This is a genomic window from Micromonospora sp. NPDC005298 (assembly GCF_040607375.1).
Lineage (GTDB): Bacteria > Actinomycetota > Actinomycetes > Mycobacteriales > Micromonosporaceae > Micromonospora.
In genome coordinates, this window is sequence record NZ_JBEXGP010000017.1 from 21,955 (window position 1) to 37,156 (window position 15,202).

At 74.4% G+C, this 15,202-nt stretch carries 14 protein-coding genes; 11 read left to right on the forward strand and 3 right to left on the reverse strand.

Annotated features, from left to right (window positions below):
• Positions 1–19 precede the first annotated feature (19 nt).
• The 7 genes from ABZS77_RS21510 to ABZS77_RS21540 all read left to right on the forward strand — a co-directional run bounded on the left by ABZS77_RS21510 (position 20) and on the right by ABZS77_RS21540 (position 7,633).
• Positions 20–1,579: a lysine 5,6-aminomutase subunit alpha gene (locus tag ABZS77_RS21510; protein ID WP_354825471.1), complete on the forward strand. Its 1,560-nt coding sequence runs from the start codon at positions 20–22 to the stop codon at positions 1,577–1,579.
• Positions 1,576–2,325 carry an OAM dimerization domain-containing protein gene (locus tag ABZS77_RS21515; RefSeq protein WP_354825473.1) on the forward strand — a complete coding sequence of 250 codons (750 nt, stop codon included), beginning with the start codon at positions 1,576–1,578 and terminating at the stop codon, positions 2,323–2,325. Before ABZS77_RS21510 ends, ABZS77_RS21515 begins: the two co-directional genes overlap by 4 nt.
• On the forward strand, positions 2,322–2,729 hold the full coding sequence (locus ABZS77_RS21520) for a hotdog domain-containing protein (protein WP_354825476.1): 408 nt from the start codon (positions 2,322–2,324) through the stop codon (positions 2,727–2,729). Before ABZS77_RS21515 ends, ABZS77_RS21520 begins: the two co-directional genes overlap by 4 nt.
• Before the next feature lie 40 nt (positions 2,730–2,769).
• Positions 2,770–4,107, forward strand: coding sequence for a glutamate mutase L (locus ABZS77_RS21525; RefSeq protein ID WP_354825478.1), 1,338 nt, complete (start codon positions 2,770–2,772; stop codon positions 4,105–4,107).
• A 490-nt stretch (positions 4,108–4,597) separates the two neighbouring features.
• Positions 4,598–6,205 (forward strand): apolipoprotein N-acyltransferase, encoded by a 1,608-nt coding sequence (gene lnt / locus ABZS77_RS21530; RefSeq protein ID WP_354825763.1) that lies wholly within the window; start codon positions 4,598–4,600, stop codon positions 6,203–6,205.
• 34 nt (positions 6,206–6,239) lie between these two features.
• Entirely contained in the window at positions 6,240–7,049 is an 810-nt protein-coding gene (locus ABZS77_RS21535) for a polyprenol monophosphomannose synthase (protein WP_354825480.1), read from the forward strand.
• A gap of 65 nt (positions 7,050–7,114) precedes the next feature.
• Positions 7,115–7,633, forward strand: a complete 519-nt coding sequence (locus ABZS77_RS21540) for an FxsA family protein (RefSeq protein WP_354825482.1) — start codon at positions 7,115–7,117, stop codon at positions 7,631–7,633.
• A gap of 67 nt (positions 7,634–7,700) precedes the next feature.
• On the opposite strand, the gene ABZS77_RS21545 is transcribed toward ABZS77_RS21540, so the two are convergent.
• Positions 7,701–8,042, reverse strand: a complete 342-nt coding sequence (locus ABZS77_RS21545; RefSeq protein WP_091636146.1) for an RNA polymerase-binding protein RbpA — start codon at positions 8,040–8,042, stop codon at positions 7,701–7,703.
• Positions 8,043–8,264: 222 nt separating this feature from the next.
• On the opposite strand from ABZS77_RS21545, the gene ABZS77_RS21550 reads away from it, so the two are divergent.
• A complete protein-coding gene (locus tag ABZS77_RS21550) occupies positions 8,265–9,746 on the forward strand; it encodes a peptide MFS transporter (RefSeq protein WP_354825485.1) in 1,482 nt (493 codons plus the stop codon).
• Between the two features lie 12 nt (positions 9,747–9,758).
• On the opposite strand, the gene ABZS77_RS21555 is transcribed toward ABZS77_RS21550, so the two are convergent.
• Together ABZS77_RS21555 and ABZS77_RS21560 are read right to left on the reverse strand one after the other, a co-directional pair.
• The gene (locus ABZS77_RS21555; protein ID WP_354825488.1) at positions 9,759–10,916 is read right to left on the reverse strand and encodes a hypothetical protein; all 1,158 of its coding nucleotides are present in this window, start codon (positions 10,914–10,916) and stop codon (positions 9,759–9,761) included.
• Between the two features lie 26 nt (positions 10,917–10,942).
• On the reverse strand, positions 10,943–12,298 hold the full coding sequence (locus tag ABZS77_RS21560; protein ID WP_354825490.1) for an MFS transporter: 1,356 nt from the start codon (positions 12,296–12,298) through the stop codon (positions 10,943–10,945).
• Positions 12,299–12,355: 57 nt separating this feature from the next.
• Here ABZS77_RS21560 and ABZS77_RS21565 point away from each other — a divergent pair, with 57 nt between their 5' ends.
• The 3 genes from ABZS77_RS21565 to ABZS77_RS21575 are packed head-to-tail and all read left to right on the forward strand — an operon-like array spanning position 12,356 to position 15,200.
• Entirely contained in the window at positions 12,356–13,003 is a 648-nt protein-coding gene (locus ABZS77_RS21565; protein ID WP_354825493.1) for a TetR/AcrR family transcriptional regulator, read from the forward strand.
• Positions 13,004–13,059: 56 nt separating this feature from the next.
• The gene (locus tag ABZS77_RS21570) at positions 13,060–14,385 is read left to right on the forward strand and encodes an NAD(P)-binding domain-containing protein (RefSeq protein WP_354825496.1); all 1,326 of its coding nucleotides are present in this window, start codon (positions 13,060–13,062) and stop codon (positions 14,383–14,385) included.
• The gene (locus tag ABZS77_RS21575; RefSeq protein ID WP_354825498.1) at positions 14,382–15,200 is read left to right on the forward strand and encodes an SDR family NAD(P)-dependent oxidoreductase; all 819 of its coding nucleotides are present in this window, start codon (positions 14,382–14,384) and stop codon (positions 15,198–15,200) included. Before ABZS77_RS21570 ends, ABZS77_RS21575 begins: the two co-directional genes overlap by 4 nt.
• The last annotated feature ends 2 nt before the right edge of the window (positions 15,201–15,202 follow it).

Genomic DNA, 15,202 nt, shown 5'->3' on the forward strand with positions numbered 1-15,202 from the left:
GTGTGGCGGGGGCGACGGCGTGACCGGCAAGCTTGATCTTGATCCGGTGCTGGTGGCGCGGGCGCGGGAGTTGGCGCGTCGGGCCGGGCAGCCGGTGGTGGACCTGGCCCGTAGCCACACCACGGTGTCGGTGGAGCGTGCCGTGCTGCGCCTGGCCGGGGTGAGCGGCGCCGACCCGGACGGCATTCCGTGGGTGAACCGGCTCGTCGACGCGGTCGTCGCGGACGTGGGGTTGGGTCACGGGGTGGCGGTGCCGGTGTTCGACGCCCTGGCCCGCGAGGGCATCACGGATGTGACGTTGTTGGCGCAGAAGGCCGCGGCCGGGTCGGTGCGGTTCACGCTGCCCACCGGGCGGGCCGCGACGGCGGCCCGGTCGGCGGCGCGCAGGGCGGTCGGTGCGGGCATCCGCCGGATCGACAGGCGGCGCGCCGAGCGGGATCGGCTGATCAAGCGGCACGGGGACCCGAAGCAGCGGCCGTGGATCTACCTGATCGTGGCGACCGGGGACATCTACGAGGACATCCCGCAGGCGCAGGCGGCCGCTCGGGCCGGCGCGGACGTGATCGCGGTGATCCGCTCCACGGGGCAGTCGCTGCTCGACTACGTGCCCGAGGGCGCGACCCGGGAGGGTTTCGCCGGCACGTACGCCACGCAGGAGAACTTCCGGCTGATGCGCGCGGCGTTGGACGAGTCGTCGAAGGAGTTGGGCCGGTACGTGCGGTTGACCAACTACGCGTCGGGGTTGTGCATGCCGGAGATGGCGACCCTGGCCGGGTTGGAACGCCTCGACATGATGCTCAACGACTCGATGTACGGGATCCTGTTCCGGGACATCAACCCGGTGCGTACGTTCGTCGACCAGCGGTTCTCCCGGCAGGTCCACGCCCGCGCGGGGATCATCATCAACACCGGTGAGGACAACTACCTGACCACCGCGGACGCCGTCGACGAGGCGCACACGGTGACGGTGTCGCAGCTGCTCAACGAGTTCTTCGCCCACGAGGCGGGTCTCGCGGACTGGCAGTTGGGGTTGGGGCACGCGTTCGAGATCAACCCGGAGGTGCCGGAGTCGTTCCGGCTGGAGCTGGCGCACGCGCTGCTGGCGCGGGAGTTGTTCCCGGACGCGCCGTTGAAGTGGATGCCGCCGACGAAGCACATGACCGGTGACGTGTTCCGGGGCAATCTGCTCGACGGGTTCTTCAACCTGGCGGGTGCGCTGACCGGTCAGGGCATCCTGCTGGTGGGCATGATGACCGAGGCGGTGGTGACGCCGTGGCTGTCCGACCGGGACATCGCCCTGCAGAACGTGCGGTACGTCCTGGGCGCGGCCGGCGGGCTGCACGAGGACTTCGTGCCGGCGCCCGGCGGGTTCATCCGCCGCCGCGCCAACCAGGTCCTCGGTGAGGCCCTGGACCTGCTGGACCGTATCGGGGAGCAGACGCTGCTCACCGCCATCGCCGAGGGCACCTTCGGGATCATGAAGCGGCCCGCCGACCGCGGCAAGGGCCTGGCCGGGGTCGCCGCCCACGAGGCGGACTACTGCAACCCGGCCACCGACATCCTGGAGGCGGCGGCGTGAGCGGGCAGATCGTGCGGCCGTACGGGGACACCACCGGCGACGGGATGGTGCAGGTGTCGTTCACCCTGCCGGTGCCCCACGACAAGCGGGCCGAGGGCGCGGCGGTGCAGTTGGCCAACCGGATGGGCATCGACCCGGCGATGCTGGTGCACGCCAAACCGATGGGTGACGGGTTCACCTTCTTCGTCGTGTACGGGCGGGTCAACCATCTCGTCGACCTCGACGCCGTGCAGGTGGTGGAACGGGACTTCCCGCTGCTGTCGGCCAAGGAGGTCAACACGGTGGTCAAGCAGCGGATGCGCCGCAAACTGTCGGTGGTCGGGGCCTGCATCGGCACCGACGCGCACACCGTGGGCATCGACGCGATCCTCAACGTCAAGGGCATCGCGGGGGAGAAGGGCCTGGAGTACTACCGGGAGTTGAAGGTCACCAACCTGGGCGCGCAGGTCAGCGTGCCGGAGCTGGTGGAGGCGGCGCGGGTGGAGAAGGCCGACGCGGTGCTCGTGTCGCAGGTCGTCACCCAACGCGACGCGCACCTGCACAACACCCGGGAGATGTCCGCGGCGTTCCGCGAGGCCATGCCGGCGGGGCGGCGGCCACTGCTGATCGTCGGTGGTCCCCGGTTCGACGAGACGATGACCGACGAGTTGGGCGTGGACCGGATCTTCGGCCGGGGCACCACGCCCGGTGAGGTGGCCAGCTACCTCGTGCACGCCCTGATCACGCAACGGAAGGCGACCACATGACCGACGCGAGGCTCGGGTTGACGGTGACGCACCGGCGGTACGTGCCGTACGCGCACGCGCACTACGCCGGCAACCTCGTCGACGGGGCGTACGCCCTGGGACTGTTCGGGGACGTCGCCACGGAGGTGTGCATCCGCACCGACGGCGACGAGGGACTGTTCGCCGGGTACACCGACGTGCGGTTCACCGCTCCGATCCGGGCCGGTGACGTGGTGGAGGTGACCGCGCGGGTGTCCCGGGTGGGCTCGCGCAGCCGCACCCTGGAGCTGAGCTGCGCGGTGGTGTGCCGGGGCCGCCCGGACCGTTCCGAGTCCGCCGCCGAGGTCCTGGACCCGCCGATCGTGGCGGTCACCGCGACCGGCACCGTGGTCGTCCCCGCCGTCACAGTGGGTCGCGAGGAGTGAGCCGGGGTTGCGAGCCCCGCGGTCGCGAACGGGGAGGCCCGTGACCCTGGCGGTCTGCGCGGACGTCGGCTCGACGTACACCAAGGCGGCCGTGGTGGACCTGGCCGCCGGTGTCCTGGTGGGCGCGGCGGCGGCGCCCACCACGGTGGGCAGCGACGTGCTGCACGGCCTGGACGCCGCGGTCGCGGCGGCCACCGCCGGGCTGGGGGCGCGCGACGTGCCGTGGTATGTGTGCTCGTCGGCCGGTGGTGGGTTGCGGCTGGCGGTGATCGGCTACGAGCCGCTGGTCACCGCGCAGGCCGGCCGGCGGGTCGGGTTGTCCGCCGGCGCGCACGTGGTGCACGTGGCGGCCGGGCGGCTCGGCGCGGCGGACCTGACGGCGCTGCGGGCGGCCCGGTGCGACGTGGTGCTGCTGGTCGGGGGCACCGACGGCGGTGACGCCGACACCGTGGCCCACAACGCGACGCGGCTGGCGCGGGCCCGCTGGCGCACACCCGTGGTGTACGCGGGCAACGCCGACGTGCGCGCGGAACTGACCGGGCTGCTGGAGGCCGCCGGGGTGCCGGTGACCGGCGCGGGCAACGTGTTGCCGCGCATCGGGGTGCTCGCCCCGGAGTCGGCGCGCGCGGCGATCCGGGGGGTGTTCCTGCGCCACGTCATCGGCGGTAAACGGCTGTCGCGGGGTGGCCGGTTCGCGCGGCTGGTCCGCGCGGCCACCCCCGACGCCGTGCTCACCGGTGTGGAGGTGCTCGCCGACACCATCGGCGGTGACCTGGCCGTCGTCGACGTGGGTGGGGCCACCACCGACGTGTACTCGGTGCTCACCCCCGACGAGCGGGCCACCGGGCCGGGCCGGGAGGTCGCCGGCAGCCTGTGGCGGGCCCGCACCGTGGAGGGTGACCTGGGGATGCGCTGGAGCGCGCCGGGCGTGGTGCGGGCCGCCGCCGAGGAGCGGCTGCTCGCCGCCGACGAGGCCGACGCGTTGACGGCCGCCGCCGCCCGGCGTGCCGCCGACCCGGGGTTCCTGGCGGCCGACGACGTCGAGCGGGCCGTGGACACCCGCATCGCCGCGCTCGCGGCGACGGTGGCGTTGCGCCGGCACGCCCGGGGGGCCGCCACCGGGGAACGCGCCGGACGGGACCTGCGTGACGTGAAGCTGATGGTGGGCTCCGGCGGGGTGCTGCGGCACGCGCCGGCGTCGGCGGCGGGGCAGGTGCTCGCGGCCGTCCTGGGCGATCATGCCGGCGGGTGGCCGCTGCCCCGCGCCGCGTCCGCCGTCGTCGACGTCGACTACGTGCTGGCCGCCGGTGGGCTACTCGCCGAGGAGCACCGGGCGGCGGCGGGGGCGCTGCTGCGTCACCACCTGCGAACGCAGTGAGACGCGCCGACCCGACACGCCGTGTCGCAACACACGACAGGCCCGGGTGGGTTGACAGGAGACGGGGTGCAGCACGTACCGTCTTTGAGTCCTACCACGGGAAGCGGCTGTTGTTCGCTTCGTCCCTTCGTCCGCTGGCCGAGCGACATGTTTCAGCGTCATCGTCGCGGCGGCCAGGTCCAGCGGGCGGGGGTCGGCGGGGCGGCGCGAACCGGTCGCGGTTACCGGTGTACGGGCAGGGTGAGGTGCACGGCCAGTAGACAACGGCCCGGCGGGGGCAGCCAGTCCGCGTCCGGTCGGTCCGAAGGTCGGCGTACCGCATTCTCGCCGCACCGGCCGGGGAGGGCCTGGGAGCATCGGGGCGCGGCGCGAGCCGCGCCCCGATTTCATGTCCGACGGGTGGTCTGTCCCCGCCGGCCCGACTCGGCCGACAGGGCCGCCGGCCAGGTAGCCTTCGCCCCGTGATCGAGGGGACGCTGCGGTGACGACACTGGACCGGGACGAGACTCACGCGCCGGCGGCGCCCAGCCCGGCTGCCTCCGGGGGTCCGCTGCCGCTGCGGGTCGCCGCGCCGATGGCCGTGGTCGCTGGGCTGGCGCTGCTTGTGGCGTTCCCGCCGTACGGGGTGTGGCCGCTCGCGCCGGTGGGTGTGGCGTTGCTGGCCGCCGCCGCGCACCGGCGACGGTTGCGCGCCGGCGCCGGTCTGGGCTTCCTCACCGGTGTGGCGTTGTTCGCGCCGCTGCTGGAGTGGACGAACCTGCACACCGGCTACCTGCCGTGGGTGCTGCTGTCGCTGTTGCAGGCCGGCTACCTGGCGGTGCTGGGCATGGCCACGGCCTGGGTGTCGCCGCTTGCCGACCGCAGCCGGTGGGCGTGGCCAGCGCTGACCGGCCTGCTCTGGGTGGGTCAGGAGGCGCTGCGCGACCGGACCCCGTTCGGCGGGTTCCCGTGGGGTCGGCTGGCGTTCAGCCAGGACTCGTCGCCGCTGCTGCGCCTGGCCTCCCTCGGCGGCGCGCCGCTTGTCACCTTCGCGGTGGCGCTGCTCGGCGGTCTGCTCGTCACGGCCGTCTGGCGTGGCGTGGTGGCCCGCCGGGACGCCCACGACGAATGGTGGCTGGCGGCTGCCGCACCGGCCGCCGTGGCCGTGGGGCTGGGCGCGGTGAGCCTGCTGGTTCCCGTCGCCGCCGCCGGGTCGGGCGACACGGTCACCGTGGCGATCGTGCAGGGCAACGTGCCACGCCTCGGCCTGGACTTCAACGCCCAACGGCAGGCGGTGCTCAACAACCACGTCGACGCCACCATCGAGTTGGCGGCGCGGGTCACCGCCGGGCAGCAGCGCCGACCCGACCTGGTGGTGTGGCCGGAGAACTCCAGCGACATCGACCCGCTGCGCAACCCCACCGCCGGGGCGCGCATCTCGCAGGCCGCGGACGCCATCGCCGCGCCGATCCTCGTCGGCGCGGTCCTGCAGGGCCCCGGCGCCGGGCAGGTCCGCAACGTGGGCATCCTGTGGCGCCCCGGCGCCGGCCCCGACCTGGACCAGCTGTACGCCAAGCGTCACCCGGTGCCGTTCGCCGAGTACGTGCCGCTGCGCGACGTGGCCCGGATGGTCAGCGACAAGGTCGACCTGGTCCGCTCGGACTTCGTGGCCGGCAGCACCCCGGGCGTGGTACGCGCCGGCCCGGCGGTGCTCGGTGACGTGATCTGCTTCGAGGTCGCCTACGACGGGGTGGTCCGCGACACCGTCACCGGCGGCGCGCAGCTGCTCGTCGTGCAGACCAACAACGCCACCTTCGACGTGGCGGAGGCCCGCCAGCAGTTGGCCATGGTGCGGCTGCGGGCCGTGGAGCACGGCCGGCCGGCGTTGATGGCCTCCACGGTCGGAGTGTCCGGGTTCGTCGCCCCGGACGGGCGGGTAAGCGATGCCACCGGGTTCAACACCCGGGAGGTCGTGGTGCGGCAGGTGCGGCTCGACGACGGGCGCACCCTCGCCACCCGCCTGGGCTGGTGGCCGGAGGTGGCGCTCGCCGGGCTGGCCGCGGCGGCTCTGGTCGGTGCGGCGGTGGCGCGCCGGCGGCAGCGGATCATGCCCGGATAGCAGCAGCCGGTACGCCGGCGGGAGCGGAGGAACCGTGATCCAGGCGACCGATACGGTCCGGCGTCCGGACGAGGTGCCGGGCGTGGGCCGGGTGCTGGTGGTGATCCCCACCTACAACGAGGCGGACAACGTCGCCGCGATCGTGGGGCGGGTCCGCCGGGCCGCCCCGGCTGTGCAGATCCTCATCGCCGACGACAACAGCCCCGACGGCACCGGCGCGATCGCGGACGACCTCGCCGCCGGTGACGCGCACGTGCAGGTGCTGCACCGCGAGGGTAAGCAGGGCCTCGGCGCGGCGTACCTGGCCGGATTCGGGTGGGCGCGCGAGCGCGGCTACGACGCGGTCGTGGAGATGGACGCCGACGGCTCGCACGCCCCGGAGGACCTGCCGGCGCTGCTGCACGCGGCCCGCGACGCCGACGTGGTCATCGGGTCGCGGTGGACCAGCGGCGCGCGGGTGGTGAACTGGCCGCTGCGGCGGCTGCTGCTGTCGCGCTGCGGCAACCTGTACGCGCGTCTCGCGCTGGGCATGCCGGTGTCCGACGCGACAGGCGGCTACCGGGTGTACCGGATCAGCGCGTTGGACGCCATCGACCTGGCGTCGGTGTGCTCGCAGGGCTACTCGTTCCAGGTGGAGCTGTCCCGGCTGGCGCACCGCGCCGGTGTGCGGATCGTGGAGGTGCCGATCACGTTCGCCGAACGCGAGCGCGGGGACAGCAAGATGAGCCCCCGCATCGTGGCCGAGGCGCTGTGGCGGATCACCACCTGGGGGGTGCAGGACCGGCGCCAGGCGGTCCGCCGTGGCCTCAACGGCACCCCCACCGGTCAGGTGCGGTGGCCGTGAGCGAGGCCGTGTCATGCTGGAAGGACGGTGCGTGTCGGCGTACCGGGGATTGGCGATGAGGTGAGATGCGCCGAGGACTGAGGTTCGTGCCGATTGCCCTGCTGCTGTCGGTGGTGCTGGAGCTGGCGGTGTTCGTGCTGGTGGGGCGGGCGGTCGGCTTCGGCGCGGCGGTGCTGCTGGTGTTCGCGGCGTCGCTGCTGGGGCTGGTGCTGCTGCGCCGCGAGGGCATGCGCGCCTGGCGGGGGTTCCGCACCGCGGCGCAGGCGGGTCAGCCGCCGGGGCGGCAGGTGACCGACGGGCTCGTCGGTCTGGCCGGCGCGTTGCTGCTGGCGGCGCCCGGTCTGGTCAGCGGGCTGGTCGGGTTGCTGCTGCTGGTGCCGCCGCTGCGACGGTTGGCCCGTTCCGGGGTGCAACGGACCGCCGAGCGGCGGGTGTCGTCGATGGTCGCCGGTGACCTGTTCGGGCCGCGTACGGTGCGGGTGCGCCAGGGCGCGCCGCAGCCGACGCCGCAGCCGGAGCAGCCGGTGGTCGTCGACGGTGGCCGGGCCATCGAAGGGGAGATCATCGAGCCCGGGCGCCACTGAAACGGACGCACACACGACGGCGCCCCCGGGGAGAACCCCGGGGGCGCCGTGTCGTGCGGTGTGCGGCTCAGGCGCGGCCGCGGCGGGTACGAACCTCCTGGAGCCGTTCGGCGAGGATGTCCTCGAGCTCGGCGATCGAGCGCCGCTCCAGCAGCATGTCCCAGTGGGTACGCGGCGGCTTGGCCTTCTTCTGCTCCGGCTCGTTGCCGTCGACGAGTCGGGCGACGCTGCCGTCGAACTTGCACTCCCAGGTCATCGGGACCTCGGCGTCGACGGCGAACGGCACCTCGAACTGGTGGCCCTTGGCACAGAGGTACTCGCGGGTCTGACGCGGCGCGAGCTCCGTGTTGCGGTCGGATTCGTAGCTGACCGCGCCCAGGCGGCTTCCGCGCAGCATACGCTCGCCCATGATCGACTTCCCCTCGTTCGTGGTGCTGGTCTTCTGGGTGTAACGGTGCGTTCCCGTCACGCCATTCCCGCCGCAGGGCGTGAGGCGTCCACGGGTGGGCCGCGACCAAGGGTAGCCGGCCGGGGCGGCCACCCGGCCAGGTGATCCCCGGGCGGGTCGCGATGGTGGAGTGTTTCGGCTGCCACCGGGGATGTTAACCGCCCGAGCGCAGTGGAGGTTGCGATGACCCAGGACGTCCCGGTGGAGCGCCGTGTGGCCGGCGGGCGGACGTTCTTCGGGCATCCCCGGGCCCTGGCGACGCTCTTTCTCACCGAGATGTGGGAGCGGTTCAGCTTCTACGGGATGCGGGCCATCCTCGTGCTGTATCTCACCGCCGAGGTCGCCGACGACGGGTTGGGGTTGGGCGAGGCCAGCGCCAACGCGGTCTACGGCACGTACAACGCGATGGTGTACCTGTTGGCGCTGCCCGGCGGGTGGGTCGCCGACCGGTTGATCGGCGCGCGGCGCAGCGTGCTGTGGGGCGGTGTGGTGATCGCCGCCGGGCACTACGTGATGGCGGTGCCGGTGCGGTGGAGCGTGTTCGCCGGGATGGCGCTGATCGTCGTGGGCACCGGTCTGCTCAAACCGAACATCTCCACGATGGTCGGCGGCCTGTACGACCGGGACTCCCCGCGCCGCGACGCCGGCTTCTCGATCTTCTACATGGGCATCAACCTCGGCGCGTTCATCGCCCCGCTGATCACCGGCTACCTCGGCGAAAAGATCAACTGGCATCTGGGGTTCGCGGTGGCCGCCGTCGGCATGACCTTCGGCGTGGTCCAGTACGTGCTGGGACGGCGCAACCTGGGCGACGCCGGCGAGCGGCCGGCCGATCCGCTGCTGGGCGCCGACCGCCGCCGCGCGCTGACCCGCGCCGGGCTGGCCGTGGTGGCGCTCGCCGTCCTGGTCGCCGTCCTGGCGCTGGTCGGGCTGTTCACCGTCAACACGGTGGTGAACCTGCTCACCGGGGTCACCGTGCTCGTCGCCGTCGGCTACTTCGCCCGGATCATGACCGACCGGGAGCTCAGCGCCACCGAACGGTCCCGGATGAAGGCGTACCTGTGGCTGTTCGTCTTCGCCGCCGCGTTCTGGCTCATCTACGACCAGGCCGGGTCGGTGTTGAACATCTTCGCCGCCGACCGCACCGACCGGAACGTCGGCGGCTTCACCTTCCCCGCGTCGTGGTTGCAGTCGGTCAACCCCATCCTGGTCATCATCGGCGCGCCGCTGTTCGCGCTGCTGTGGCTGCGCGTCGGCAACCGGGTGTCCACGCCTGTGAAGTTCGCCGTCGGTCTGGTGCTCAACGGCCTGTCGTTCGTGCTGATGGCCGCCGCCGCGCAGGCCGCCGTCGGCGGTGAACGGGTGTCACCGTGGTGGCTGGTCGCCGTGTACGCCATCCAGGTCGCCGGTGAGCTGTCGCTGAGCCCGGTCGGCCTGTCCGCCACCACCAAGCTCGCCCCGGTGAAGTACGCCAGTCAGATGCTCGGGCTGTGGTTCCTGGCCACCGCCGTCGGCGACGCGATCGGCGGGCAGGTGGCCCGCCTCGCCGAGACCTGGTCCGAGCCGACCTACTTCCTCACCTTCGGGCTGGCGTCGGTGGCGTTCGGGGTGGGCGCGGTGATGTTCGCCCGCCACATCCGCGCGCTGATGGCGGGCATCCACTGAACCCGGCGGCGCTCAGCCGGTGGCGTCGCGGGGCGCGGCGGCGCCGAGGCGGGACAGCGCCAACGCCAGGTCGCTGACCTGGTCGCCGAGCTGCGCCACCCGCCGCTGGGCGGCGTCCCGGTCGGCTTCGGCGGCGTCCAGCCGTACCGTCAGGGTGGTGACGCGGCCCTCGGCGGTGGCCGCGGCGTCGCGGGCGGCGGTCAGCTCGGCGGTGAGCGTGTCGCGCTGCGCGGCGGTGGCGGCCAGTTCCGCGCGGAGTCGCACGGCCAGTTCGGCGGCCTCCTGGCGGGCGTGTTCGGCCTGCTCGGCGGCGACCAGCGCGCGGTCGCGGGCCCGGTCGGCCTGCTCGCGGGCCCGGGCCGCGTCGGCGGCCTCGGCGCGGGTCCGCGCGGCGTCGGCGCGGGCCTGGTCGATCTGGCGGCGCACGTCCTGCACCTCGGCCTGCCACCGCCCGGCCCGTTCGGTGGCCTCGGCGGCGGCCCGGGTGGCCCGGTCGGCGTCGTTATGCGCCGCGTCGCGCTGGACGGTCAGGTCGGCGGCCCGCTGCCGCTCGGTGTCGTGCGCGACGCGCAGCTCGTCCCGGTCGCGGCGGGCCTGGTCGCGGTCGTGTTCGGCCTGCGCGCGCAGCGCCTGCGCCGCGCTGGCGTCGCGGCGGGCCTCGTCCCGGGCCGCCTCGGCGCGGTGGGCGCGCTCGTCGGCGTCGGCGGCCCGCTGCGCGGCCTGCTCGGCGTCGCGGCGGGCGTCGTCGGCCTCGACGCGGGCGGTGCGGGCCTGCTCCCGTGCCCGGGCCGCGTCGGCGGTCGCGGTCTCGGCGTCGTCGCGGGCCTCGTCCCGTTCGGTCTGCGCGGCGGCGATCTCGGCCGCGGCCTCGGCGTGGGCCTGGGCGAGCTGGCGCTGCACCCCCACCGGTGACAGCTCGGCGTGCAGCGCCTCGGTCAGCGTCTCGACGATCTGGTCGAGCCGGTCCACGGCCTCCCACGTGCGGGCCACCTGCCCGGGCAGGCCGGGGGCGTTGCGGTGGCGCATGCGGCTGTTACGCGACGCGCGTTGGCACGCGCCGTCGTTGTCCCGGCAGTAGCGAAACGGTCGACCCGCGCCGACACGCTGCGGCACCGGCCGTCCACAGTGGGCACACGGACGGGTCTCGGCGGGGGTGAGCTGCGCGTCCATCGAGGGCGAAGTCTAGTGCCGGCCGCTCAGCTCGTCGCCCGGGCCGTCGCGTCCAGGGTGTAGCGGCGCTGCAGCAGCAGCGCGGCGAGCATCGCCACCGCCGGCAGCAGCCCGAACCCGTAGCGGACCGCCGCGAGCGCCGCGTCGGGCTGCACCGGCGACTCACCGGCCGTCGACGCCACGAAACCACCCACGGCCAGGCACAGGGCGTACGCGTAGGGGCCCAGCGCCGCGCCGGTGGCCTCGGTGGCCGTCCACACCCCGGTGTAGGTGCCCGCGCCGGTGCCGCCGGCGCTGGCGGCGCGGATCACGTCGGGCAGCATCGAGAACGGCAGCAGCTGCATGCCGGCGAACGCCACCCCGAGGACCGCCACCGCGCCGATCAGCAGCGGCAGGCCGGCCGGGCGGCCCACCGCCAGCACCAGCGACCCGAGCGCGAACGCGCCCTGCGCGCCGAGCAGCGCCCGCTGCTTGCCGACCCGGCGGGCCAGCACCAGCCAGCCCGGTGTGACCAGCAGCGCCGGTGCGACGAACGCGGCCACCAGCACCGTGGTCAGTCCGGGCGCGCGCAGCTCGTACTCGGCGTAGTAGGGAACGCCGGCCAGCACCAGGTGGGTGGTGGTGGACATGGCCAGGTAGGCGGCGACGAGCCAGCGGAACTGCCGGTCGCGCAGCGCCGTGCGCAGCGCCCGCCACCCGCCGTGCCCGGCCGGGGCCGGGTCGGCCGCCCAGGCGCGCAGTCGGGCGATGCCGGCCACGCCGACCAGCATGGCCACCAGCATCCCGACCGCGAGGACCAGGCCCATGCGCTGGTAGCCGGCGCGGGTCGCGGCGTCGCCGCCGGTCAGTAGCGGGGCCAGCAGCCCGGAGAGCAGGATGCCCAGGGTCAGCACGACCATCCGGAACGCCATCAGCCGGGTGCGTTCGTGGTAGCCGATGCGCAGGTCGGCGGGGGTGGACAGGTAGGGGACCTGGTAGGCGGCGAACAGCAGGTTGCCGGCGACGAAGACCACGGCCACCCACGCGGCGGCCGAGGCGCCGGTCAGGTTGCCAGGCACCGCGAACAGCGCCGCGAACCCGACCGGCAGCGCGCAGCCGAGCAGCAGCAGCCGTCGCCGGTCACCCCGGCGGGCCTGGTCGACGTCCGCGCGGTGCCCCACCCACGGGTGCAGGACCACGTCGGCGATCTTCGGCAGCAGCAGCGCGAGGCCGGCCAGCCACGGCCCGACGGCCAGCACGTCGGTGAGGAAGTAGAGCAGCAGCAGGCCGGGCACGGTCACCCAGATGCCCATGCCGAGCGAGCCGGCCGCGAAGCCCGCCAGGGGGCCACGGGGCAGTGCCGTGCCGGTGGCGGCCGCGGGCCGCCGGTCGAGCCCGGTCATCGCCGCATCCTCTCCGCAATCCAACGGTTGCTGGATTCTAGGGGCACAATGGCGGCCATGACCATGCCCCGCCGCCGTCCGGGTCGGCCCCGACGCGACGAGACCCGACAGACGCGGGAGGTGGTGCTCAACGCGGCCACCGCGCTGTTCGCCGAGCGCGGCTTCGACGCCGTCGGGCTGCGGGAGGTCGCCGCCGCCGCCGGGGTCGACGTCGCGACGGTCGCCCACCACACGGGTACGAAGGCAGCGCTCTACGACGCCTGCTTCGCGCGGGTATTCGCCGCCGAACAGCAGGTGCTGACCGAGGCCGCCGCGCAGGCCCGCTCGGCGCTGCACAGCGGCCCGGACGCGGCCCGGCGGGCGCTGCACGACCTGGTCGACGTGTTCGTCGACTTCCTGGAGGACCGGCCGGAGACCACCGCGCTGTGGCTGCGCCGCTGGCTGGAGCCGCAGCGGCACGCCGAGCTGGACCAGCGCTACGCCGAACCCCTGTACCGGTTGGTGGCGGAGCTGCTCACCGCCGCCGCGTCGGCCGGCGCACTGGCCGAGCCGACCCCGCACGTCACCGTCCGCAGCCTGGTGTGGGCGACGCACGGGCACGTGGTGGCGCTCGCCGCCGGGGCACCGGGTGCCCGGGAACGGCGCGAGTTCCGGGCGTTCGTGCACCGGCTCCTGGACGGGCTGTACGGGCCGCCGGCCCCTTGACGGACCGCCCGCATCCGACGATTATCCATCAGACGTTGGATTAAGTGGGGGCAGCGATGGGCGTACCACCCTCGGTGGCGGTGATCGGCGCCGGCGCGGCCGGGCTCGCCGCCGTCAAGGCACTGCGCGACGTCGGCCGGTCGACGGTCTGCTTCGAGGCCACCGACCAGGTCGGCGGACTGTGGGTGTACGGGGCGCCCGACTCGCCCGCGTACCGCACCCTGCACCTGAACACCAGCCGGGGCCGCACCGAGTTCGCCGACCACCCGATGCCCGCCGACTGGCCGGACTACCCCGACCACCGCCGCGTCGCCGGCTACCTGGCCGACTACGCCGACCGGTTCGGCCTGCGCGACAGCATCCGCCTGCGGCACACCGTCGAGCGGGTCACCCGCGATCCCGCCGGCGGGTGGACGGTACGCGCGAGCGGACCCGACGGGCCGGTCGAGGTCACCGTCGAGGCGGTGGTCGTCGCCAACGGCCACAACCGGGTGCCCCGGCTGCCCGAGCCGCCGTACGCCGGCACGTGCACCGCCGAGCAGCTGCACAGTCACGACTACCGCGGCCCCGAACAGTTGGCCGGCAAGCGCGTCCTGGTCGTCGGGGGTGGCAACTCGGCGATGGACATCGCCGTCGACGCGTCGTACACCGCCGAGCGGACCCTGCTGTCGCTGCGCCGGGGCGTGTGGGTGGTGCCGAAGTACCTGCTGGGCCGCCCGTCGGACACCCTCAACGGGGCGCTGGCCCGCCGGCTGCCGTGGCGGCTGCGCCAGCGGATCAGCCAGACGATGCTCACCGCCACGGTCGGCAGCCCCACCCGGTACGGGCTGCCCGCGCCCACCCACGGCTTCCTCCAGGACCATCCGACGCTCTCCGACGGGCTGCTGTCCCGGCTCACCCACGGCGACGTGGAGGCACGGCCCGGCGTCGCCGCCCTGCACGGCGACCGGGTCGAGTTCACCGACGGCCGGGTCGACACCGTCGACCTGATCGTGTGGTGCACCGGCTACCGGGTGGAGATCCCGTTTCTCGACCCGGAGCTGCTCGGCGGCGGCGCCGACACCCTGGCGCTGTACCGGCACGTGTTCCACCCCGACGCGCCCGGCCTGACGTTCGTCGGGTTGATGCAGTCCACCGGCTCCGCGTTTCCGCTGGTGGAGGCGCAGGCCAAGCTGATCGCCGCGCAGCTCGCCGGCCGGTACACCCTGCCCGAGCCGGACCGGCAGCGCGCCGCCTGCCGGGCCGAGCTGCGCGCCGCGACGGCCCGCTGGGGCCAGCGCCGACCGGCGATGCGCGTGGACTTCGACGCCTACCTGGCCGAGCTGACCCGGGACCTGACCTCCGGCGCCCGCCGCGCCATGCCGGCGAGGGCGCAGCGGTGACCGGCCTGACCGGCCGGCGGGTGCTGGTCACCGGGGCGAGCGGCACGTTCGGCCGGCACCTGGGCGCCGCACTGCGCGCCGCCGGCGCCCAGGTGGTCGGACTCGACCTGCGTCCGCGCCCCGACGACGACCTGCCGGTGCTCGGCTGCGACCTCACCGACCCGGCCGCCGTGCCGGCCGCGGTGCACGAGGCGGTCGAACGGCTCGGAGGGCTGGACCTGCTCGTCAACAACGCCGGGGTCGGCGGCCCCGCCCCGGCCGAGCTGCCCCCCGACGAGGTGGTGCGCCAGCAGTTGGAGGTCAACCTGCTCGCCGCGTGGCGGACCACCGCCGCGGCCCTGCCCCCGCTGCTCGACGCACACGGTCGGGTGATCTTCGTGGCCAGCCGGATGGCGGTGCTGCCGCTTCCCCTGGCCGCCGCGTACGGAGTCAGCAAGCGGGCCCTTGTCGCGTACGCCGACGCGCTGCGCCACGAGGTGGGCACCCACGTCGGGGTGAGCGTCGTCTACCCGAGCATGGTGGACTCACCGATCCACGACAGCACCGCCGAGGCCGGCCTGTCCCTGCGCGGGGTGTCCCGCCCGGAACCCGTCGACGGGGTCGTCGCGGCGATCCTGCGCGCCGCCACCGCCCGCCGCGCGCCCCGGGACGTGGCGACCACCAGGCGTGGACGCCTGGAGATGGCCGTCGCCCGGCACGCGCCGGCGCTGGCCGACCGGATGGTGCGTCGTACCCTCACCGCCCGGCTCGCCGCCGGTGACCTGGACGCCGCGCCACTGGCCGCCGGGATGCTGCGTCGCCATCGGGAGCGGTGAGG